Here is a 21,669-nt window from a genome sequence, read left to right on the forward strand (position 1 = left end):
GGGAATATTGTCATCGGGAAGACCGGTACCTGGTCTCACCCCGAGGTCAAAGAGGATGACACGGAGACAGATCTCGTCCTTAACAGCCTCGCCGCGGTCTCAGGCGGCGCGGCACTCACGGTCACGAATGACGGTGTGATGACCGGCTTCCTCACGGCGGACGGCGCGGGGACCGCCCCGAGCTCGATCACCGTCTCCGGGTCCGGCGCGTGGGATGGCGGCATCACCGTGACAGGCGGAGCAACGGCTGACATCACGATTGGAGCCGGCGGGAGTTTCCAGAACACGATCCTTTCCTCTCAGGAAACCGCGAGCGTGACAGACGGCACGCTCTCGGTCACGGACCTCGGTACCTGGACCGGAAACGCTGAGGCGAGCGGATCCTCCGCATCCCTCACGACCGCGGTCAGCGGTGTCTGGAACGGGAACCTCACGGCGGCAGACGGCGCGGCAGCGGCCTTCAGTACCGTGTCCGGCGGCACCTGGACCGGCGACGCGTCGCTCACCGGTGCCGGCACCGCGGGCACCGGGACGATCGCGGGAACGTGGAACGGGAATCTCGTGACAAGCGACTCGGCGTCCGCGGTTCTTACGGTAGCGAATGGCGGTGTCTGGAACGGGAATGTCACGGCGGACACGGGTTCTGCCTCGGTTACCGTGAACGGCACCTGGAACGGTACGGTAAAGGCCGCGGAAGCGTCAGGCAGCACGAGCACCGTATCGCTCTTCCGGGTGCTCGCGGCGGCAGTGCCGCAGGCGTCCGCGGTGGGGGTTGATCTGACACTTGGAAGCACCGGTAACTGGAACGTGCCGGGTGACGCCTCGGTCCGGAATCTGACGCTCGCTGGCGGCACGGTCACTTTCCCGACTCCGGCGGACACGGCGTCCTTTACCGGAACGACGGTCACGGTGACCGGGGACTACGTGTCAGACGGCGGGACGCTCGTCATGAACACGGTGCTTGCCGGGGACGGGTCGGCCTCGGATAAGCTCGCGGTCGAAGGAAGCACGTCCGGCACCACAAAAGTGAAAATCCAGAATGTCGGCGGCGCGGGCGCTCAGACGACAGACGGGATTGAGATGATCACGGTCGCGGGGGATTCGGCGGGCACTTTCGAAACCGCGGACACGGTCCGGGCCGGGGCCTATGTCTTAGCCTCACTCAGAACGGGAAGAACTGGTACCTCACGAGTCTACTCAGCCCTGAGCCTATACCTGATACTCCGGATACCCCGGTGACTCCGGACACGCCGGATATCACGCGTCACGTGGTGCGCCCTGAGATGGGGAGTTTCGCGACGAATCTCTACGCCGCGAATACGCTTTTCACGATGAGTCTCTATGAGCGGCTAGGCGAGACGATGTATTCAAACGCCTTGAGGACGAAGGACAACACGAAGTCCGGGAATCTCTGGGTGAGAGCGGCAGGCGGCCACACGAGAAATGGAATGACGGACGGTCATCTGACGACCCGCGGGAACTGGGGGCTGGTGCAAGTCGGGGGTGACCTCGTCAGCTGGCCGACGTCCGGCAGTCACCGGGTGTATCTCGGGCTGATGGCGGGATCGGCGATGGAACGCTCCCGCACCACAAGCCCGACCGCGGGTTACAGCGCGAAGGGGAAGCTCACCGGCTACTCGGTTGGGATTTACGGCACCTGGATGAATCAGAAGCCGGAAGGTTCTGCCCCTTACGCTGACACTTGGCTCCTGTGGTCGAGATTCAAGAACACGGTGTCATCCGGAAACTACACGGATACTGATACCTATCACTCAAAGGGCTTTACGTGGTCGATTGAAGGCGGGTACACGTTCCCGCTGAAGGATTGGCGGGATGATAATGGGACCGATAACGCGGTGCGGCTGCAGCTCCAGGTTCAGATGATCCGGATGGGCGTGCGGGATGGCGCGTGGACGGACGCGATTGGCTCCTCGGTCCAGGGAATCGGTGCTGGGAATGTGAGAACCCGGGTTGGTCTGAAGCTCTATCACCAGTTCACGAATGACGCGAAAGACCGCGCCTGGAAGCCTTTCATTGGTCTTAACTGGTACCACGACACCAAGGCCTTCGGGGCCCGGATCGCAGGGGTCGCCGATCATATTGACGGAAGCCGGAACTTCGGCGAAGTAAAGATCGGGGTCGAAGGCAAGGTAAAGAAGAACTGGAACGTCTGGGGCTTCGCGGGCTATCAGCAGGGAAGCGAAGGCTTCCGGAATCTTGAGGCGCTCGCCGGGCTCAAGTACCTCTTCTGAACGCTCTGCAGGAACGTCAAAAAAGGAATCCCGCCTGTCAAAAGCAGGCGGGATTTTTTACAGCTTTACATTTTTCCTCAGATAAACGGTCTGGCTCCTAAAGCCCAATCTATTGAGTGATCGATCTTAAAAACAGTCAATCCCTCGTTGCGTTCAGGCAACAAGAAGTTAAGTTTTGTTAAGTAAAGTTGTAAAATAAATCATAACGGAATGAGAAATCCGGCAGAGCCGAAATTCAGAACGCCTGCTGCCGAACCCCGCTTCCGCCCGAAGAAGATAACGAGATAGATCGGGTGTCATAAACCCGGCCTCTGGTCTCAAAGGAGACAGCCATGAAAGCCAGGCAATGGAATAGAAAGGTTACGTTTAGGAAACTCACCGCCGTGTCACTTGGCGTGATGCTTGCCTTGATGTCAGCCGGTGCTCAGGCGACTGTGTATGAGTCGATTGACCGGGAAGGATACGATCGGGTGGAAAGTGACAAAGTGCCGATCGTTATCACTGATGATGATGTGATTTTTGAAACAGATGCCGACGATGATCAAGAAAATATCAGGTTGGAAACAGCGTCGATATCGATCTCCGCGAATAGGAGTCTGGTGATTAAATCAGCCGGAAGGCAGAATCTGGATCTGAGGGCTTATTACAACATTGATTTTCCGGATGGTCTTCTGCCCGCGGACCTGGAATCCAAGGGAACAATTCTGATTTCAAATATCCCTTCATCACCAACGGAATCAACTGTTACCAGAGATTCTATCCTTATCAGTAATACTCTCCTCAATATTAATAAAGACAAAACGGCGACACAGGTAACGCTTGCGGGGGATCAGTCTGTGGCACTAGGGTCTCAGGAAACCGTCTATTTTACGGGTCAGAATTCGTCGTACACCGGTGTGGCAGAGGCTTATTCCTATCAGGGTGAGGGTGAGAGCGTTCTGTCCTTTTTCTTTGAGCCGGATGAAGGCTCAGCAGCGACAATGATTGGAATGCTGCGCGCGGTCCGATACTCAACCGTCAACCTCACGGCGGAATCCGGGACAACGATAACGGGCGTTATTACGAGTGAGTGCCAGCTTAGAGGTGATTTCGGCAGTGTCCGGAACGGCAACGTGAACATCAATCTTCATGGGAATGCTGTGCTGCAGCGCGGGGACTATACGGTTCCGGAATCGGAAACCGGAAACATCTCTGGTATTCGGTCAGAAACGGTCGGTTATTCAACAGGGGGCATCGGAATTTTCACTGTTAATTCAGATCCCGGAACAACTATCCTGGGCAGCTTTGAAGGTCACCAAGCCGCAGAAATGGATCTGAATATTGGCGGAACGTGGGTTGGGAACGCGTTTGCCGACGAAGGTTTTTATCTGAGTAACGATTGGACTCTCCAGGGCGATCGAAGAACCCATCTGAATATCAGCATTACAGGGGATTGGACTGGTGACGCCAGTGAGGTTGCCGCTGACCCGAACGTCAATGAATGGTTTACCGATCCTATCGATGCCGGCGCGGTGGATATTACGGTATCCGGAGACGGCACCTGGACCGGCTCAACGTCCCTCGGGCAGGTGACAGAGCATAGTGTGACCGGTTCGGATGACGAAGAGTACACGCTTCGTGACGGTGAGATTAATGTGACGGTCGACGGCGCGAACGCCGCCTGGAACCTTTCTAAAGACTCGATGGTGACGGATCTCTCGCTTCAATCGGGTTCCATCCGGTTCCCGGCAGCGAAGACAGGCGAAACCTTTACCGGCACAACGTTAACGGTTTACGGTGACTATATGGGAAGCGAAACCGGCACCGGGGGCACGATCGCGATGAACACCGTGCTCGCGGGAGACAAGTCGGCGACCGATAAATTGGTTATCAAAGGGAACACCTCCGGCAATAAGCTTGTGACATTCACGAACGTCGGAGGCGCGGGCGCGCAAACGGTGGACGGGATCGAAGTGATTGAGGTCGACGGCACATCTGACGGTGTCTTCACAAAGCCTGGACGCAATTACCTGAAGGCCGGCGCTTATGTCTATCAGCTCACCAAGGCGGATGGCCAGAACTGGTTCCTCACGAGTCAGAAGGTGCCGACTCAGGTTGTCGTCCCGAAGGCGGACGATGATGATCCCGCGAAGACTGACGATCCGGCGGTCGACCCGGCGGACGACACGCCCGCCGTGATTCCAGCGACTGATGACATCACGAATCACATCATGCGGCCTGAAATCGGGTCTTACGCGAATAACCTCTACGCCGCAAACACCCTCTTCACGATGAGTCTCTATGAGCGGCTTGGCGAAACGATGTACTCCGACGCTCTGCGTACGAAGGACGACACGAAATCCGGAAACTTCTGGCTCCGGGCGCTTGGCGGCCATACGCGGAACAAAATGGAGGATGGTGACCTTACAACCCGCGGGAACTGGGGGGTGGTTCAGGTGGGGGGCGACCTTGTGAACTGGCCGACATCCGATTCCCACCGGTTCCACGTCGGTCTCATGGCGGGTTTCGCGCATGAGTCGAGCCGCACCACGAGCCCGGTCGCGGGTTACAGCGCGAAGGGGAAGGTGTCCGGCTACTCGGTTAGGATTTACGGCACCTGGATGAATCAGAAGCCGGAAGGCTCGGGGCCTTACGCCGACACCTGGCTCATGTGGTCGAGATTCAAGAATACGGTGTCGTCCGGCAACTACACCGATACCGACACTTACCACTCCAAAGGCTTCACGTGGTCGATTGAAGGCGGGTACACCTTCCCGCTGAAAGACTGGCGGGATGATGACGGGACCGATAACGCCGTGCGGCTGCAGCTCCAGGCTCATATGATCCGGATGGGCGTGCGGGACGGCACGTGGACGGACGCGATTGGGTCGACAGTCCAGGGAATCGGTGCCGGGAACGTGAGAACCCGGGTTGGCCTCAAGCTCTATCACCAGTTCACCAACGACGCGAAGGACCGCGCCTGGAAGCCCTTCATAGGACTCAACTGGTACCACGACACGAAGGCCTTTGGGGCCCGGATCGCGGGGGTCGCGGATCATATTGACGGTAGCCGGAACTTCGGCGAGGTGAAGCTTGGGGTCGAAGGGAAGGTAAAGAAGAACTGGAACGTCTGGGGCTTTGCTGGATACCAGCAGGGACGCGAAGGCTTCCGGAATCTTGAAGCCCTTGTCGGTATGAAATACCTCTTCTGATAATTGACCGGTTTACAACTCAGGCTGAACTCCCCGGGGTTCAGCCTGAAGTTTTTCTATTTCTGTGTTTCAATTGCATTATTTGCACCGCATCCAGCGTTAATTTGTGTAAAAGTCGACACAAATGTGCGAATTCAGTTGTTTTCTCCGGTAGGTTACAAATTTACGGGTTTTAAGCATTAAGATTTGTTCCACTTCTGAAATCCGTATCGTTATTCCAGAATCAACACAGAGAAAAACTGAAGCAGAAACCACAAAGAAAAACGGCTGCGGAAGGTCCGGCGAATAACCCCATAAGGCTTATGAACGGCAGTCTTCCGACATCCCATTCCGCTTCATTCATGATAAAAGCGCGGAACACGAGGTGAATCCGGACGTCCGGCAGGACGGAAGGGTTCCTTTGACTCTGTTCCGCCTTGGAGAAAGCATGGCGCAGAAATACACTCTTTCGCGGCTCACGGCCGCGTGTTTACTGGCAGCCGGAGCGGTGACATTCGCCCCGGGGGCTGCGGCTCTTGAAACCGGGACCTCCGCGGACTCAGTCACGGTCCCGCAGGCGATTTACACCGCGGACGGCGTGACAGACGGCTACACGGGTATGGCAGCATCACGATCGGGAGTTACGGCGATCCCCGCTCGGCGCTTGAAAGCAGCGGTGAAAATGCCGTTACCCGCATATCCGCCGTGAACTCCGTCACGATCCTCAATTCCGACATTGATTACGGTGTTTATCCGACGGTTACCGCCTGGAGCGATGGGAAGGACGCGAAGAACACCCGGATCGCGATCGATTCGACGGGTGAGATCCGGATTGAGAATCAGCAGAATCCGCTCACGAACACGTTTGAAATCATTGACGCGACGAAAGGCACCGGCATTATCACGGTGAACGCGGATCAGACGGCGACTAAGGTGACGCTTGAAGGCATGATCGCCGCGGCGAACGCGGGGTCATCCGTGAAAGTCTGGCTCACGGGCGCGGATTCTCTTTTCAATGGCTGCGTGACCGCGGATCAGGGGGCAGAAGTGGATGTGTATTCACATCCGGCTTCGGGAGCGTCCTCCTTAACGGAAGGGAACTATTACGCGACCAACGGCTCCGTCATCAATGTCGACGCGACCGGGAACGCCACGGTGGAAGGCATTCTCTTAGCTCAATCCGGCAGCACGGCGCACGAGACGCTGAAAGACTCGGCCTCTCATATCTGGGGACAGTCGGATCCGACAATCGGGGCCGCGGAAGGCGCGGGGTCGACCTATACGCTTGACGCGGAACCGGGGACGACGCAGTTAGGCTGGTTCATCTCGATGGATTCGGGGCTTGTCACCGCGAACACCGCCGGCACCTGGACCGGCACCGCGAACGCTTACGGCGGGACACTGAACGTGAATCTCACGGATACCGCGGTCTGGAACCTCACGCAGGACGCCGTGGTGACCAATCTCGCGGCGGCCGGGAGCACGTTCACTATCCGGCACCGGACTCGGCTTCTGACTTCACCGGCACCACGATCACGGTGAACGGCAACTATTCCGGAAACGGGAACACGATCACGATGAACACCGTGCTTGGAGGGGATTCTTCCGCCACCGACCGTCTCGTGATCAAGGGAAATTCAACCGGCACCACGAACCTCGTCTTCACGAATATCGGCGGCACGGGCGCTCAGACGGTTGACGGTATTGAAGTGGTGGAGGTGGATGGCACTTCAGACGCGGTCTTCACGAAGCCCGCGAAGAATTACCTGAAAGCCGGCGCTTACGTGTACCACCTCGAAAAGGTGGGGAATAACTGGTACCTCCTGAGCCTCAAACCCGGAACCGCGATCATTCCGAAGACAACGGATTCGGGGACCGCGACGACACCGACCACACCGACGACGACCCCCACTACCGCCCAGGAAGTGGCGTCCGCGGCGGAAGAACAGGCGAAAACCACGCCGACCGTCCTTCCTGAGACAGCGGACCTCGCGTCCCACATCGTCCGTCCTAAGATGGCGAGCTACGCCTCGAACCTCGCCGCCGCGAACACGATGTTCGTGACGAGCCTTCATGACCGGCTTGGCGAAACCGCGTTCGCGGACGCGCTGAAAGGGAAGGGCCACTCGGGGAACGTCTGGATCCGGACCGCCGGTGGCCACACACGGAACGGGATGACAGACTCCCAGACCGTGACCCGCGGAAACTACGGTCTCGTGCAGCTTGGGGGCGATGTGGTCTCGTGGCCCGCCGCGGGGCAGCGCCTGCATCTCGGACTCATGACCGGCTTCGCGCATCAGAGCTCCAAGACCACGAGTTCCACGGTGGACTATTGGACGAAGGGCAAAGTCTCCGGGTTCTCGGGCGGCGTCTATGCAACGTGGCTCGCGGACGGTCCCGCGGCGACCGGCCCCTACGCCGACACGTGGCTTCTCTATCAGCGGTTTAAGACCTCGGTGTCGTCAGGCGACTACACGGGTGAGGACTCCTACCACGCGAAGGGGTTCACGGGGAGTCTGGAGGCTGGCTACACGTTTGGTCTGAAAGACTGGGTGTCCGCGTCCGGTGTTCAGAACGCCGCGCGTCTCCAGCTTCAGGGCCAGGTGATCCGGATGGGGGTCCGGGCGGATTCCTTCGTTGACAATCAGGGGACGCTCGTTGAAGGTCTCGGCTACGGGAACGTGAGAACGAGGCTTGGGGCGACGCTTTACCACCTCTTCACAAACGACCGCACGGGGACCGCCGTGAAACCGTACCTGTCTGTTAATTGGCTCCACGACACAAAGGCGTTCGGCACCGCGTTTGATACGACGGAAAACCACATCCAGGGATCGCGGAACGTGGGTGAGGTGAAACTCGGAGTCGAAGGCCGGATCACGAAGAACCTCAACCTCTGGGTCTACACGGGGTACCAGGGCGGGGATCACGGCTACCGGAACGTGGAAGCGCTGGTTGGCGTGAAGGCGCTCTTCTGATCGGAGAGCGGGAAGGGTACCGTCGGAATGGGAGCCCTCCCGCCTCATTATTCCGATCCCGTCGGGATTCCTGTCCCCGCGGGGCTTTCTGTTGGTGGGTATGACACCGGCACCGGGCATCTATTCCGCCGGGGAAACGAAACGATGCCGTCACTCCCAAACCCGCTGCCCTCTATTTCCGTACATCAGGAATTCCGTTATTCCATTTTGGGTATAAAAACGGATCGAACAGGGAAGGGATTCTGTCCAAATCGTCGGGTTTTTGCCCTGAATTTCCGCTCTACAAATGAGCCGATCGTTTTTCAAAATGGCACGTTACTTTCATACGAACATCCATTCACCCGGTGCTAGTCCGATCCGGTTAAGCCCCGTTTTCAGGCTTCTTTAAGTCCGGACGAAAGAAACTCCGTTTCCCCCTCGGATTCCTGTCATAGGCCGCAGAGAAAGGGGTGAAAAACGGTAAAAGGAGGTCATTTGGGCTCTAAAAACTGTCAAAACGGGGTGACTTTTTTCATGCAGGGACATTAATCTTATGAATCCATAGGAAAAAGCGAATTCTTTGGGTCCAAGGTCCAATAGGTATGAAAAGAGATACGAATAAGAGAGGACCCGGGTTACGCCTTTTGGGCTTTGCGGCCGTTACATTCTGAAACAGATAATGAGGGGGTTGTACTTCATTCATTGTTATCAGAAAGGATACTGCGATGATGAAAAGGCTCTTTCACTGCCTTTCTTTCCAGCCGCGGTGTGTTTTCGCCGCGGTTTCCTCTCTTTCACTCCTCACTCCAGCGTGGAGTGCCGGGCTCACGGGGACCGATACGGACCCGATCGGGCTCGCGTCGGACTCGGTGACGCTTTCTGGCGGCGCGGCTCCCGGGGTCTGGATACAGAGCGGCTCACACACGATCGACGCGCTCTCTACGTCTGGCGCGCTTTCGGTCTCAGGATCCCCTGGGATCTCGGTCACCGGGGACGGCGCGCTCCTGATGGTGAATTCGGCCGGGGCGCTCTCCCTCTCGGGAACTTCCGCCGCACTGTCAGTCAACGCCCTTGGCGCTTCGGTGTTCGTGAATGACCAAAACGCGGCGACGTCTGTTTCCATCACAGGGGACATCAGCGTGACCGGGAGTCAGTCGATCGCGTACGTCACGCTCACCGGCCGAAGTCCGATCCTGCGGGGGAACGCGGCAGCGAGGGGCGGCGGTTCGGTTTACCTGATATCCACCCCAGACACCGATTCGATGAGTACCGTCAGAGGCGGTTTATCCGCGATTGGAGCAGATTCCATCCTCGATCTCTCAGGCTCCGGGAGAACAACGTTCGAGGGAGCCCTAACCGCTTCGGACGGCGGAAAGGTGCATATCGCGGCGGGGGATACCTCGTCCTTCACCGTAACGTCCGGCCTCGCGACAGGAGCCGGGTCTGAGCTCGAGTCGGACGCCCGGAGGAGCGCGGAGATAACCGGAAACCTCCGGGCGGAACTCGGGGCCTCAGCGTCCGAAAACCTCTATGAATCCGCAGCCGGGACCGGCGCGTTGTCCGCTTCCGGCTCAGGTTCCGTGATCCGGCTCGGGATCACGGGGAAGGCGTCCTTCACGGGCACCGTGACCGCGGAATCCGGGGCAGCCGCCGAGGTGACGCTGACGGACACCGGGGTGATCGAGGGGTCTGGCACCGATTCGAGCCTCGTCTTCCAATCAGTGGGCACGGGGTCGACGCTCGACCTCGATATCGGCACCGGCACAGCTGCGACCGGGGACCTCAAGGTGAGTGACGGGGCCGAAGCCGCGTCCGGATTTCAGGAACCTGGATCGGGGCGGCGCTCCTTGACTCAGGCACGTCGAAAGTGAGTCTCTCAGGCGGCGTTTGGCAATTGACGGGAGATTCCGCGGTCACCACTCTTGTTTCCAATAACAGCCGGATCGCGTTCCCCGCGGCCGGCTCCGGGGCTTTCTAAGGCACGACGCTCACGGTGGAGGGCGACTATCTCGCGTCGAGCGCTTCGCTCGCGATGACCACCGTTCTCGGAGGGGATGACTCACCGACGGACCGTCTCGTGGTGAACGGGAGCACCGTGGGTGACACCTCGATCACGGTCACGAACGCCGGCGGCGCTGGCGGTCTGACGGTTGAAGGGATCGAACTTGTCACAGTAAAAGGAAAGTCTGACGGCGTCTTTACGCTCGCGAACCGGGTCGCGGCCGGGGCGTATGACTATTCGCTGGTGACGAAAAACGGGAACTGGTACCTCGTGAGCGCCGCGGACGGAACCGTCCCTCAGACCGATCCGACCCCGGCGGAGCCTGAGAAGACCCCGGGAACCCCATCCGGGGAAAACGTCATTATTCCGACTCCGGCTCCGGCGAACGCGTCCGGTGAAAAATCCGGAGATGAGCAGACACTGGATCCAGACACGACACCCACGCCGGATCCCGCCCCAGAAAGTGACCCGGCACCGACTGATGAAACGCCATCACCCGCCCCTCAGGTCACGCGTCACGCCGTCCGTCCTGAAATGGCCAATTACGCCTCGAACCTCTACGCCGCGAACACCCTTTTCCTTCACCGGCTGACTGATCGAGTTGGGGTGAGGGGAGCAGGAGACCGCGGTGTCTCAGGTTCAGGACCCGGATTCTGGCTCCGGACCGCGGGGAGCCACACCCGGTTTGGAATGGCGGACGGTGAGCTCACCACGCGATTGAACGCGGGGGTCGTTCAACTAGGGGGCGATGTCGCGGCACACCCGATAGGTGAGAATTCAATTTTCCGGGTAGGGCTGATCGCGGGAGCGGCGAAGGAGAGTTCCCGTACCGGGTCAAATGCCACCCGGTACCGCGCGAAAGGCACCGTGACCGGAGCGGCGGCCGGGGTTTACGCCTCACTCCTTCCCCGGAATGCCGGCGGTCTCGGTCCCTACGCGGACGCGTGGCTTCAGTATCAGCGCTTTTCGGCCTCTGTCACGGGTTCTGAACTCCCGAAAGAGACGTATCACGCGCGGGGCCTCTCGGGATCCGTCGAAATCGGGTACGGCTGGAGTCTGGGTGCGTGGACTTCTGACACCGGGGTCTCCCATCAGACGGTTGGAAAACTTGAACTCCAGGCGATCCGGATGGGGGTGAGAGCAGGAACTCACCGGGATTCCGTGGGGACCGGGATTGAAAGCACGGGATCCGGGAACCTCCGGACGCGGGTGACCGCGGTCCTCTCGCATCGGATGCATCAGGAAGAGTCCGGGCTCAGCCTCACGCCTTATGCGTCGATCTCCTGGATCCATGACACGAAGCCGTTCGGTGCCGTGATGGATGGGGTTCGGGATGAGATCTCGGGAAATCGGAACCTCGCGGAACTCCGCGGAGGAATAGAGGGTGAGGTCTCGAAATCCGTGACCCTCTGGGGGCACGCGGCGTACCGGGAGGGGCGGTCTTCCTTCCGAGCCATTGAAGCGCAGCTGGGGTTCCGGGTGAAGTTCTGACCGGGAGTCACCCCTCAAAGCGACCCGGGGGACAGAATCCCGCATTCTGTCTCCCGCCGCATAGCAGCGTCTCCCAAAAAGTGTCAAACAAAGAACTTTTGTCCCCTGCTTCCCCAGTCAGGCGACAAAACGGCGGGCTGGGTCAGATATTCAATCAATCTGAAAAACCGAATCCGGATTTTTGAAACCCCCGGGTTTCAGTCACGGGAAAAGAGCCGCAGGGACAGAAATCCGGGGAATGTCTCTTTCGGGACGACAATGTCACCCAAAAACAGTCATAAAACGTGAAAACTGTCCCCGGGGTCGCCTGAAAGGGGGGTTACGGCCGTCCCGCCTGACCCCGGGCGGCCGACGCGCCGCCAGTCGCCCGGCGGATGATTTCCGAATAATAGGCTTCGGATGTCTGGTACCAATCCACGACACAGCCGATCGACCGGCATTCCTCGCGCCGCTTCCAGTTCTCGTTCTGGAACTTCTTAAAGACCGCGGAGTTTCCCGTCGCTCGCTTCGCCTTCTCGTAAGTCACCGCGAGATGGTCATCCATCTTTGAAAGATCCGGACTCGCGCAGATCAGTTTTTCAGAGTAGGAGCGGGCCTTCGTGCAGTCCCAGCTCACGGCGTTAGCGGAGGCGGCAGCGAAAAGCCCAAGAGCGAGCGCCGCGATGATGGTTTTGGTCATGATTTAGCAGAAGGGGATTTTTATGTTTCTGAAAAGGCTTTTAAATCAAATAGAAAAGCGAACTTTCTTCAATCAAAAGTTAAGAAAGGGAACGACCGCGTTCTGACCCCGATGAAGCCGGATCTGGGCGCGGCTGCGCTCTCCTATCCAACGGGCGTCCGGGGTCTCTCTGCCTCGGGCATCCTGATTCCAGTCAGGAATGAATATTACAACTTAGCTCCGGGGTCAGGGGCTTGCGCCCGCGGAGAAAAGCCAGGGGCTTTGTGAGTAAGCGCGGTATGCATCGCGAATAGCGGAATATTGATCCGCCACCCGTCGTCCCGGTAATCCGCGAGCGAAAACCGAATCGCTTTGGCCGGGTGATATTGGTCAAAGTAAGCGCGAAGGCGCTTGGATTTGGGATTCACATCCGCCGTTACTTCAATCGGGAACACCTCGTTCCCCGCATGAATCATGAAATCCATCGCATAGCGGCCGTTCTCAGATAGATAGAAGCGGGGCTTATAGGAGCTTTCTGAGATCAGCTGCTGACACACATACTGCTGAGTCAAACCGCCCAGAAGTTCCCTAAATAGCCGGTTTTCTTCGAGAATAACGCGGGCGTCAATCGAACTCGCCGCGTTGAGAAGCCCGACATCGGGTAAAAAGAGCTTATAGGCGTGCGGCTCCTCAAAGGCTGAGAGCGGAAGAGAGGGCTTCGAGACGCGAGGCACCCGGGTCATGACTCCCGATTCTGAGAGGGTGTGGCAGACGCTCTCAAAGTCCGCAGCGCGGCTATGCTTTCGTGCCTCACTGAAAACGAATTTCTTATTTTTCTTTGCTAACTGACCGGGAATGGAGCGCCAGATCAGGCGGGCGGTGTCGGCCTCTTTTCCTTTGAAGCGCTTCCCGAAGTCCTCTTCGTAAAAAGAAAGCACGCCACGCTGCGTCGAACGGACTTTTCCGTAGTCACGCGTTTCCGTGAAAACTTTGACGCACTCCGGCATCCTGCCCACAAAGAAGTAGTTTTTGAGGGCGAACTCAAATCGATCGCGGAAAGCGCTGATGAGGGGCCAGTCACCTGCGTCGAGCAGCTTTGCCAAGCCCTCATCCCCCGTGGCGTTCAGGAACTCGTAGAACGAAAGCGGGTGAAGCCGGAGCCTATCGATCTTTCCCACCGGGTACGAGAGGCTTTGCCGAAACACGGTTCCTGAGAGGGTGCCGGAAGCGATCACCGGGTACCGCGGCGTGTATTCCTGAAAAGATTTCAGGGCGGAAATGACTTTCGGAGCTTCCTGAATCTCATCCAGAATGATCAGCGTGTCAGGCGTGATTTCAGCCCCGGTCTCCGCGTTGATCGAGAGAAGAACGCGGCGGATGTCATAGTCCTCTTCAAAAACTTGCCGCATGCCGGGGCTCTCCGCGAGATCCACATAGGCCGTGTGTCTGAAGTAGCGGCGGCCGAATTCCTTCACGAGCGAGGTTTTCCCAACCCGCCGCGGTCCATCGAGCAGCAAAGGTTTCCGCTGAGGAGAGTTCTTCCACGCGGCAAGATCCCGCATTAACACCCGATCCATGGCTCCCCCTGAAAACGTTTTTATCCGCTGATAACGGAGTAATTTACAATTTTTGAAGCAAATAGTGGTCTTGATTTCACATTTTTTGCATCGAATTGAGTTCCTGGGATCTCTTTTACCGCGGCCGTTTCTCCCAAACGCTGTAGTTTTTCTCCCAAAATAGAGGCAAAATTGGGAGAAAAATCACCGGATTGGGAGAAAGAAGAGAAATGAGACTTTTTGACTGTGACAGGCTCGAGTCTGAGACCTGGGATAGCGGGATCGTCTCTTTCGTCGCCCAGATCCATGAATATAAAGGGCGTCAGGCGCTTTTCCTGAAGGAGCCGGAAGCGGTTCTCCGTCGGATGGAAGAGACCGCTGGGCTGCAAAGCGTCGAGGCCTCAAACCGGATTGAGCGTATCGGAACCACCCGCACCCAGCTGAAGCGGCTGCTCGCGGGGGAGACCTTGCCCCGGAACCGCGATGAGGAAGCCCTTCTCGGGTACCGGAACGCGACGCGTCTTCTTAATGATCAGGACCCCGATGTCCCTTTCACTCCCGGTCTCATCCTTCAGCTGCATCAGGAAGTGATGAAGCTAACCGGGGTAACGGACGCCGGGCGCTATAAAACCGTCCCGAACGTCGTGTCCGGGGTTCTCAGGTCGGGTGAAAGGGTGACGGTTTTTGAGCCGCTCGCGCCGTCTGACACACCGGACGCGATGGCGTCGCTCTGCGCAGCCTACCAGGCGGCAATCCGTAAGGGAGCGGTGGATGAGCTCATCCTGATTCCGTGCTTTATCCTCAACTTCCTCTGCGTTCATCCGTTCAGGGATGGAAACGGGAGAGTGAGCCGGCTTTTAACGCGGCTTCTGCTCGAGCGGCAGGGGTACGCGGTCAGCCGCTATGTGAGTCTTGAGAAGACAATCGCGGATACGGCCGAGTCTTATTACGCAGCGCTCCGGAAGTCGGATCAGGGGTGGAAGGAGGGGGAGAACGATCCCCGTCCCTTTATCCGGTATCTGCTCGCGGTGATTCTCGCGGGGTACCGCGACTGGGAGTCGCGCTTCGAGTCTGGAGCCGGCCGCCGCGTGACGGCCTACAGCCTTGTGAAGCGGTTCGCGGCGGACCGGCTCGGGGCATTTTCTAAACAGGACGTGCTAGAGGCGTGCCCGCGGATCGCAGGGTCGTCCGCCGAAGCTTCCCTTAAGCGGCTGGTGGATGAGAGGTACCTCTTCCGGATCGGGGCCGGCCGAGTCACCCGGTACGCGAGAACCGAGAGCCTCGGGTGACAGGGGGTGCCCAAGGGGGTGGAGACGGATTTCCTTACCGCCCGCGGTTACCCCGCTTCCGTCTCCGTCACCTGTTTCCAGCTGAGTCCAAACCCTGCGAGGTATTTCCTCAGGCGGTCCGAGTCATTCGTGCTCTTTCGTTTCTTAAAGGATTCCGCGAAGAGCGTCCGGCCCGCTTCTGACATCGTTTTCGACCGCCGGCAGACCCGGATCACGAGAGCGAGCTGCGGGATATCGAAGAGATCAAGGCGCGAGACGGCTTCGTCCCCCAGCACTTCTTCCACGAGATCCCGGTCCGCGTTTCCGTCCCCCGCGTCCTCTTTCCAGGAGTCGCGGAGACGCCGGAATTCACTTTCCACGAGATCCGTCGTGATGCGGCCGCTATCCGACAGCACCGCCATCCGGGTTGCGACCCCCGAGAGATCGCGGAAGTTGCTGGTCCAGGCGGATTCGGGTTCAACCGCGTACCGCAGGAACTCTTCCTTCGCCTCTTTATTCATGCGGACGAGTTTTCCGAGTTTCCGCGAGGCGTTCTCAAGCTCCACCATGAGGTTCGGCTCAATATCTTCCGGGCGGTCTTTGAGCCCCATGAGGCGGAAGGTCCAGAGGTTGATACGGGCGAGGAGATCCTGCCTGAACTTCCCCTCGCGGATCATTTTCTTCAGATCCCGGTTCGTGCCGCAGATCAATTGAAAGTCGCTCGTCGACTCCGTATCCGACCCCATGGGGTAGAAGCGCTTTTCTTCAATGGCTCGCAGCAGCATCGCCTGCTCGTCCGCCCCAAGCTCTCCCACTTCATCGAGAAACAGCAGTCCTCCGTCAGCGGCCGCGAGAAGACCGGCCCGGTTTTCGGTCGCCCCGGTGTACGCGCCTTTCTTATGGCCAAAGAGCGCCGACATCGCGGCGTCGCCCCGGAGTGTCGCGCAGTTCAATTCGACAAACGCCCCCGACACCTGGGCGTTCTTCTTTTTCCACTCGTAAATCAGCCGCGCGAGCCGCGTTTTGCCGACACCAGAGGGCCCGGTCAAAAGGATCGGTTCCTTGGACCGTTCGCAGACCCGCGTGATCTCCTCGATCATCCGGTTATAGGCGGCGTTCCGGGTATCGATCCCGGCCTTCAGAAAGTGGTGCGCCTCCTGCCGCTCGGACGTAAAACGCTCGGCCAGCTGATCGTACTTCGAGAGATCAAGATCAATGATGTCGTATTTCCCCGCGATATCCCGTCGCTCGGGGCAGCCTGTCTGCAGGAGCCGCGCCGGGATGATCCGGGATTCCACAAGGAGAAAGAGGCAGATCTGGATCACGTGGGTGCCGGTCGTGATGTGGACGAGGTAATCCTCGTTCTCCGGATCAAAGGGGTAATGCTTCGCGAAGTCGAGGAGCTCCGCGTACACCGCGCCGAAGTCCCAGGGCTTCGGGAACTTCGCGAGGTGGATGTTCACTTCCGTGTCCGGTGACACCTGATGGAAGTCGGAAGCGAGCTGCTCCCCAAGCCACTGATACTTTTCCTGACAGAGGAGCTCAAAGCGGTCGACGAGCAGGTCATCATGCTGCCCGATCGACACCGTGGGGCGCCACCTCTGCCATCGGTCCTTCCCGCCCCGGGCGTCGAGCGTCGGCCCCGCGAGCCCAATCACAACCGTTTTCTTCGTCATCTCCGCGATCCAATTTGATCAAATCTGATATTTAATGATCAAAAAATTCCTTATCGGAATTCTACTGAAAAAAGGGGTATCGACGCCAGAGTCTTGATTTCACAGGGTTCGTAAAAACTGGCACGCTTTGTGCGATAGAGAGGGCAGGAAAGATAAAAACAGCAAATCGAAAAGCGATAACCATCATGACGACAGTGAAGACGATTGAGATCAACGGGGCGGAAGGCGGAGGTCAGATCCTCCGCGCGGCGCTCGCGATGTCCGCGGCCCTTGGGATCCCGTTCCACATCCGGAATATCCGGGGGAAGCGGGAGAAGGCGGGGCTCGGGCGTCAGCATCTTTCAGCGGTCCGCGCTGCCGCCGCGATCTGCGGAGCGGAGGTGACGGGGGCGGAAATGAATTCGACCGAACTCACCTTTGTCCCGCATGACGTGAAATCCGGGAGCTACCGCTTTGATATTGGGACCGGCGGCAGCACCGCGCTCGTCCTCCAGGCGATTGTGCCGGCGCTGGTCCGGAGTCTGAAGACAGGTGAAAAAGCCTCTGTCACGGTCACGGGCGGCACCTATTGCCCGTTCGCCCCGACCTTTGAATTCCTGAAGGAGACGCTGGAGCCGTGCCTCAGACGGTTGGGGTACCCGGTGACGTTCTCGATGCCGCGCCCCGCGTTCTTTCAGGCGGCGGGCGGCATCGCCCGGATGGAAGCCGCGGGACCGTTCGAGCCCGCCCCCTTGGAATTCCGGGAGCGGGGGAGCGTGAAGCGCGTGAATGCCGTGATCCTCAACTGCCACCTGCCGCCCGAAGTGGCCGAGCGGGAAAAGAAGGTGCTGCTGAACGACTTTGGCACCCGTCTGGGGCTCACGGAAGACTCGGTCACGGTGGACTCGAACCACGCGATTCCGGAAGCGGGGAACGCGGTGCTGATCCGGACGGCCTTTGAATCGGGCACCTCGGTGTTTTCCGAGATCGGACGCCCGAGGCTCTCGGCGGAATCCGTCGCGAAAATCGCGGCGGACGAAGCAGCTGTGTTTCTCGAAGCCGATGTCCCCGTGTGCCGGCATCTGCAGGATCAGCTGCTCGTCCCGATGGCGTTATCAGGCGGCGGTCACTTTGTGACGACAGCGCCGTCCTCCCACACGCGGACCTGCGCTCAGGTGATCCAGGCGTTCACGGGGAAACCGGTGCACATGGATCAGCAGAAACACGGGTGGCTCATTACGGTGCCGGCGGTCTGAAAAAGAATTTTTTAGAAATTAGGAAGAAAAAATGATTGACCTTAAAACGCTCTACGAACTCGGGATCCCCCGTCTCCCAGAACTCACGGGACCCGCGATGAAGGCCGCGAATAAAGCGGTCTCAAACGGCGCGAAACCTGCCGCCGTGAAGGCGCTCGTTTCGACTCTCGCCCATTCCGAGTCCCCCACCGAGGAACCCATGGGGGAGTTGAAACAGCTCTTTATGCCCCTCGCGAAGCTGCTCGCCAAAGCCCGAGCCGGACGCACGTTTTATACGGAGCGTGAAACCCCCGCGCCCTGGAAATCCTGGGCGAAGGGGGATGTGGAGGATGCGGCTTTTCAGCAGATGGCAAACGCGTGCCGCCTCCCCATCGCGGTCGGGGGCGCTCTGATGCCTGACGCCCACACGGGGTACGGGCTTCCCATCGGGGGCGTCCTCGCCGTGCGTAACGCCGTGATTCCTTACGCCGTGGGGGTCGATATCGCGTGCCGCATGCGAATCACGATTCTCGATCTTCCTTACGAAAAGCTTGAGACCGAGTCCGACCGTTTCGCCGAGGCGCTCGAAGCCGAAACCCGTTTCGGGGTCGGGGCGGAGTTTTCGAAAGGCGAGCGCCGTGACCACCCCGTGATGCACCGCGACTGGTCGATCACGCCCCCCACGAAGCAGCAGTACGGGCGAGCAGCGGCGCAGCTCGGGACTTCAGGCGCCGGAAACCACTTTGTGGAATTCGGGAAGCTCTCCGTCGCGCAGGATATCGATGAACCCACGCTGAAGCTCAAAGCTGGCGTGTACATCGCTCTCCTCTCGCACTCGGGGTCCCGCGGCGCGGGAAGCGCGGTCGCGGATTACTACTCGGAGGTCGCCCGTTCCCTCCACCCTGAGCTCCCGGACGAGCTCCGCCACCTCGCGTGGCTCGATCTCGATACGAAGGAAGGGAAGGAATACTGGAACGCGATGCAGCTGATGGGGGACTACGCGTCCGCGAACCACGAGCTGATCCATGAGCATGTGCTGAAGCATCTCGGGGTTGGGTCGCTCGGCTTTGTCGAGAACCATCACAACTTCGCCTGGAAAGAAACCTATAACGGGGAAGAGCTGATTGTTCACCGCAAGGGGGCGACGCCAGCGGGTGAGGGCGTCCTCGGGATCATCCCGGGCTCCATGGGGACCCCAGGCTACATCGTCCGAGGGAAGGGGAATGAGGCGTCGTTCCGCTCCTGCTCTCACGGCGCGGGGCGAGCGATGTCACGCAAAGCGGCTTTCAAAACGCTGAAGCACGAGGACATGGAAGCGATCCTTAAGTCCCGCGGGATCCGCCTTCTCTCCGGGTCGATTGACGAGTCTCCCGAAGTCTATAAGGATATCGGAAACGTCATCGCCTCTCAGGGCGATCTGATCGACACGCTCGCGGAGTTTGCCCCCAAGATCGTGAAGATGGCGCCTGAAGAAGGCTCCCGCCCCCGCTGGGTGAAGAAGAAGGAAGCGAAGGCTGCGGAGAAAGCAGCGAAAGCCGCTTTGGAAGCCGGAAAGGCGGATAAGAAAACTGCGGACGTCACGGCAGAAAAGGTGGCTGAGAAAGCCCCTGACCCCGCGGCTGAGACGGCGTCTGACACTGAGCCCGAGGTCGTGTACGAAGTGGTTGGCATCCACTTTCATGTTGTGAACGATTGCAATGATGAATGCAAAGGATAAGAAAAAATGACTGAAGAATTTAAAAAGCATGACCAGTTTTTTGTGAACCCTGAGAGACCGGAACCTGGTCTCACGGCGACGAGCGCCTCGTTCCTCGCGGCGCTCGCGTCCCAGGAAGTGAACCGGCTCGAAGAGATCGTGAAGAGCAGCACCTTTTACGATGTCTATATGGAGCTCCTCTCGGGTGTGGCGGAACCCTGTCTAGTCCAGAAGGGGAAGGACCAGGCGTTTCTCGAGTCGCTCCTCCCCACCGCGGCCCGGATCGGGGAACTGCGGGGCTTTATTGCCTACGTGCATGAAGCCGTAAATGAGCGGGACAAGAGGACGGAGTATCTCGAACACTTGTCGTTTGAAGACTGGCTGAAGCTCCCGGAGAATAAGCCCCGGAAGGACGAGATCGACGCGAAGCCGAAGGTGGAGCGGCCGTCCGCGCCTGAAAAGCCGGACCCCGTGGATACGGAGTGGGCGAAGACGCGGCTCTCGATCCGGGACCTCGCGCATTACCTGCTCCTCGAAGCGAAGGCGAGCACGCTCGGGATCTATATCCACCCGGATGGCGTTCTCGCGAACGCTAAGGATGACCTCGCGAAGAAATCCGTGAGGCCCGTGGGGACGGAGGGGCGCGGCCAGGACACCGCGATCCGGACCTATAGCCCGAGTGTCGAGCCTGACGCGGTGTACGACTCGTATAACCGCTGGCAGCAGAGCCACCGGACGTGGGAAGCGGAATTGAACCAACTGAAGGCGAAGATCGAGATCATGGCGAAGAACGAGAATCTCGACCGGAACCGGAAGTATCGGGAGGAGCAGCTTGAGTACCAGAAGCAGCTTTCCGCGTACCAGGTGGAGTGGGATCGGAAAAACAGCCGCACGAAGGAGATCGAGACCGAGTATTCCGACTGGATTCTGAATCAGACAGAAGCCGTGCGGAATCTCAAGATCGTGATCCCGCACGAGCTCCAGCCGACCTACGATTACCTCGCTTCTCTCGGTAAGGCGTAAAGGTTTTCAGTGTTTGGAGGCGCGCCTGCGGTTTTCCGCATTGAGAAAACCCCCGCGCCTTATACGGCAGGTACAGGACTCACTCTTGATGGCTGCGCACCAGCCAGGACGGAACGCAGAGGGCCTACACGTGTAGGATCGTCCCCTATTCCGGGGAGCGCTAAGTGAACACAGTCTCAGTATTCACGGTAAGGCGCTCATTCCTAAGGCTCCGCCACAGCACAAGTCTCAGGCTTCATCCCGAGGCCTGTCGTGACTCCATCTTTTTTTGTTGGAAGGGTCTGGCTCCCGATTTGAATGGGGGGCAGATACCTGATTCCCCATCGGGGAGGAAAATATTGAAACGGGACCGGACGTAGTCCGGCTTCCGGTACAGCATCACCGTTTTTGCAGTTTGGAGGCGCGTCTGCGGTTTCCCATATTAAGGACACTCCCGCGCCTTACGCGGCAGGTACAGGACTTATTCTTGATGGCTGCGCACCAGCCGAATCGGAAAGCAGTGGGCCAACACCCGTTGGATCGCCCCGCGTTCCGGACGGGCGCCAAGTGAACCACAGTCTCAGTATTCACTAACGCGCTCATTCCTAAGGCTCCGTCACAGCTTAAGTCTCAGGCTTCATCCCAAGGCCGGTCGTGACTCCATCTTTTTTTGTTGGATGGGTAAGGCTCCTGATTTGAGGGGGCTCGAACCGAATTCCCCTTTGGGGAG

13 protein-coding genes and 1 pseudogene are annotated in these 21,669 nt (G+C 58.8%); 11 read left to right on the forward strand and 3 right to left on the reverse strand.

Going from position 1 to position 21,669, the window contains the following annotated elements; translation table 11 throughout:
• Positions 1 to 138 precede the first annotated feature (138 nt).
• From BN1936_RS11730 to BN1936_RS06050, 7 genes and pseudogenes are all read left to right on the forward strand, one after another.
• Positions 139 to 2,252: pseudogene (locus tag BN1936_RS11730) on the forward strand (autotransporter outer membrane beta-barrel domain-containing protein).
• Positions 2,253 to 2,584: 332 nt separating this feature from the next.
• Complete coding sequence (locus BN1936_RS06025) at positions 2,585 to 5,443, forward strand: autotransporter outer membrane beta-barrel domain-containing protein (protein ID WP_082164492.1); 2,859 nt, start codon at positions 2,585 to 2,587, stop codon at positions 5,441 to 5,443.
• 427 nt (positions 5,444 to 5,870) lie between these two features.
• Positions 5,871 to 6,131, forward strand: a complete 261-nt coding sequence (locus BN1936_RS06030; RefSeq protein ID WP_049686884.1) for a hypothetical protein — start codon at positions 5,871 to 5,873, stop codon at positions 6,129 to 6,131.
• Positions 6,128 to 6,964: a hypothetical protein gene (locus tag BN1936_RS11465; RefSeq protein ID WP_049686885.1), complete on the forward strand. Its 837-nt coding sequence runs from the start codon at positions 6,128 to 6,130 to the stop codon at positions 6,962 to 6,964. The genes BN1936_RS06030 and BN1936_RS11465 overlap by 4 nt, the downstream gene beginning before the upstream one ends.
• Complete coding sequence (locus BN1936_RS06040; RefSeq protein ID WP_049686886.1) at positions 6,961 to 8,397, forward strand: autotransporter outer membrane beta-barrel domain-containing protein; 1,437 nt, start codon at positions 6,961 to 6,963, stop codon at positions 8,395 to 8,397. The genes BN1936_RS11465 and BN1936_RS06040 overlap by 4 nt, the downstream gene beginning before the upstream one ends.
• A 704-nt stretch (positions 8,398 to 9,101) precedes the next feature.
• Entirely contained in the window at positions 9,102 to 10,247 is a 1,146-nt protein-coding gene (locus BN1936_RS06045) for a hypothetical protein (protein ID WP_049686887.1), read from the forward strand.
• A 122-nt stretch (positions 10,248 to 10,369) separates the two neighbouring features.
• Positions 10,370 to 11,869 carry an autotransporter outer membrane beta-barrel domain-containing protein gene (locus BN1936_RS06050; protein ID WP_049686888.1) on the forward strand — a complete coding sequence of 500 codons (1,500 nt, stop codon included), beginning with the start codon at positions 10,370 to 10,372 and terminating at the stop codon, positions 11,867 to 11,869.
• 319 nt (positions 11,870 to 12,188) lie between these two features.
• On the opposite strand, the gene BN1936_RS06055 is transcribed toward BN1936_RS06050, so the two are convergent.
• Together BN1936_RS06055 and BN1936_RS06060 are read right to left on the reverse strand one after the other, a co-directional pair.
• Positions 12,189 to 12,548, reverse strand: a complete 360-nt coding sequence (locus BN1936_RS06055) for a lysozyme inhibitor LprI family protein (protein ID WP_022444389.1) — start codon at positions 12,546 to 12,548, stop codon at positions 12,189 to 12,191.
• 206 nt (positions 12,549 to 12,754) lie between these two features.
• Complete coding sequence (locus tag BN1936_RS06060) at positions 12,755 to 14,104, reverse strand: ATP-binding protein (RefSeq protein WP_082164494.1); 1,350 nt, start codon at positions 14,102 to 14,104, stop codon at positions 12,755 to 12,757.
• A gap of 209 nt (positions 14,105 to 14,313) precedes the next feature.
• On the opposite strand from BN1936_RS06060, the gene BN1936_RS06065 reads away from it, so the two are divergent.
• The gene (locus BN1936_RS06065; RefSeq protein WP_049686890.1) at positions 14,314 to 15,372 is read left to right on the forward strand and encodes a Fic family protein; all 1,059 of its coding nucleotides are present in this window, start codon (positions 14,314 to 14,316) and stop codon (positions 15,370 to 15,372) included.
• A gap of 47 nt (positions 15,373 to 15,419) precedes the next feature.
• On the opposite strand, the gene rtcR is transcribed toward BN1936_RS06065, so the two are convergent.
• On the reverse strand, positions 15,420 to 17,027 hold the full coding sequence (gene rtcR, locus BN1936_RS06070) for an RNA repair transcriptional activator RtcR (RefSeq protein ID WP_049686891.1): 1,608 nt from the start codon (positions 17,025 to 17,027) through the stop codon (positions 15,420 to 15,422).
• Positions 17,028 to 17,212: 185 nt separating this feature from the next.
• On the opposite strand from rtcR, the gene rtcA reads away from it, so the two are divergent.
• From rtcA to BN1936_RS06085, 3 genes are read left to right on the forward strand one after another with little or no spacing between them, the layout of a single operon-like run.
• On the forward strand, positions 17,213 to 18,262 hold the full coding sequence (gene rtcA, locus BN1936_RS06075) for an RNA 3'-terminal phosphate cyclase (RefSeq protein WP_049686892.1): 1,050 nt from the start codon (positions 17,213 to 17,215) through the stop codon (positions 18,260 to 18,262).
• Between the two features lie 31 nt (positions 18,263 to 18,293).
• Complete coding sequence (locus BN1936_RS06080; RefSeq protein ID WP_082164495.1) at positions 18,294 to 19,958, forward strand: RtcB family protein; 1,665 nt, start codon at positions 18,294 to 18,296, stop codon at positions 19,956 to 19,958.
• Between the two features lie 6 nt (positions 19,959 to 19,964).
• Positions 19,965 to 20,960, forward strand: coding sequence for a hypothetical protein (locus tag BN1936_RS06085; protein WP_022443318.1), 996 nt, complete (start codon positions 19,965 to 19,967; stop codon positions 20,958 to 20,960).
• The last annotated feature ends 709 nt before the right edge of the window (positions 20,961 to 21,669 follow it).

The sequence above is a fragment of the Dakarella massiliensis genome (assembly GCF_001182045.1).
GTDB lineage: Bacteria > Pseudomonadota > Gammaproteobacteria > Burkholderiales > Burkholderiaceae_F > Mesosutterella > Mesosutterella massiliensis.

Bases quoted from the DNA above. Each gene is read 5' to 3' on its own strand.
- BN1936_RS06055 (WP_022444389.1), bottom strand. From the start codon at position 12,548: ATGACCAAAACCATCATCGCGGCGCTCGCTCTTGGGCTTTTCGCTGCC.
- BN1936_RS06025 (WP_082164492.1), top strand. From the start codon at position 2,585: ATGAAAGCCAGGCAATGGAATAGAAAGGTTACGTTTAGGAAACTCACC.
- BN1936_RS06045 (WP_049686887.1), top strand. From the start codon at position 9,102: ATGATGAAAAGGCTCTTTCACTGCCTTTCTTTCCAGCCGCGGTGTGTT.
- BN1936_RS06080 (WP_082164495.1), top strand. From the start codon at position 18,294: ATGATTGACCTTAAAACGCTCTACGAACTCGGGATCCCCCGTCTCCCA.
- BN1936_RS06085 (WP_022443318.1), top strand. From the start codon at position 19,965: ATGACTGAAGAATTTAAAAAGCATGACCAGTTTTTTGTGAACCCTGAG.
- BN1936_RS06065 (WP_049686890.1), top strand. From the start codon at position 14,314: ATGAGACTTTTTGACTGTGACAGGCTCGAGTCTGAGACCTGGGATAGC.
- BN1936_RS06030 (WP_049686884.1), top strand. From the start codon at position 5,871: ATGGCGCAGAAATACACTCTTTCGCGGCTCACGGCCGCGTGTTTACTG.
- rtcA (WP_049686892.1), top strand. From the start codon at position 17,213: ATGACGACAGTGAAGACGATTGAGATCAACGGGGCGGAAGGCGGAGGT.
- rtcR (WP_049686891.1), bottom strand. From the start codon at position 17,027: ATGACGAAGAAAACGGTTGTGATTGGGCTCGCGGGGCCGACGCTCGAC.
- BN1936_RS06060 (WP_082164494.1), bottom strand. From the start codon at position 14,104: ATGGATCGGGTGTTAATGCGGGATCTTGCCGCGTGGAAGAACTCTCCT.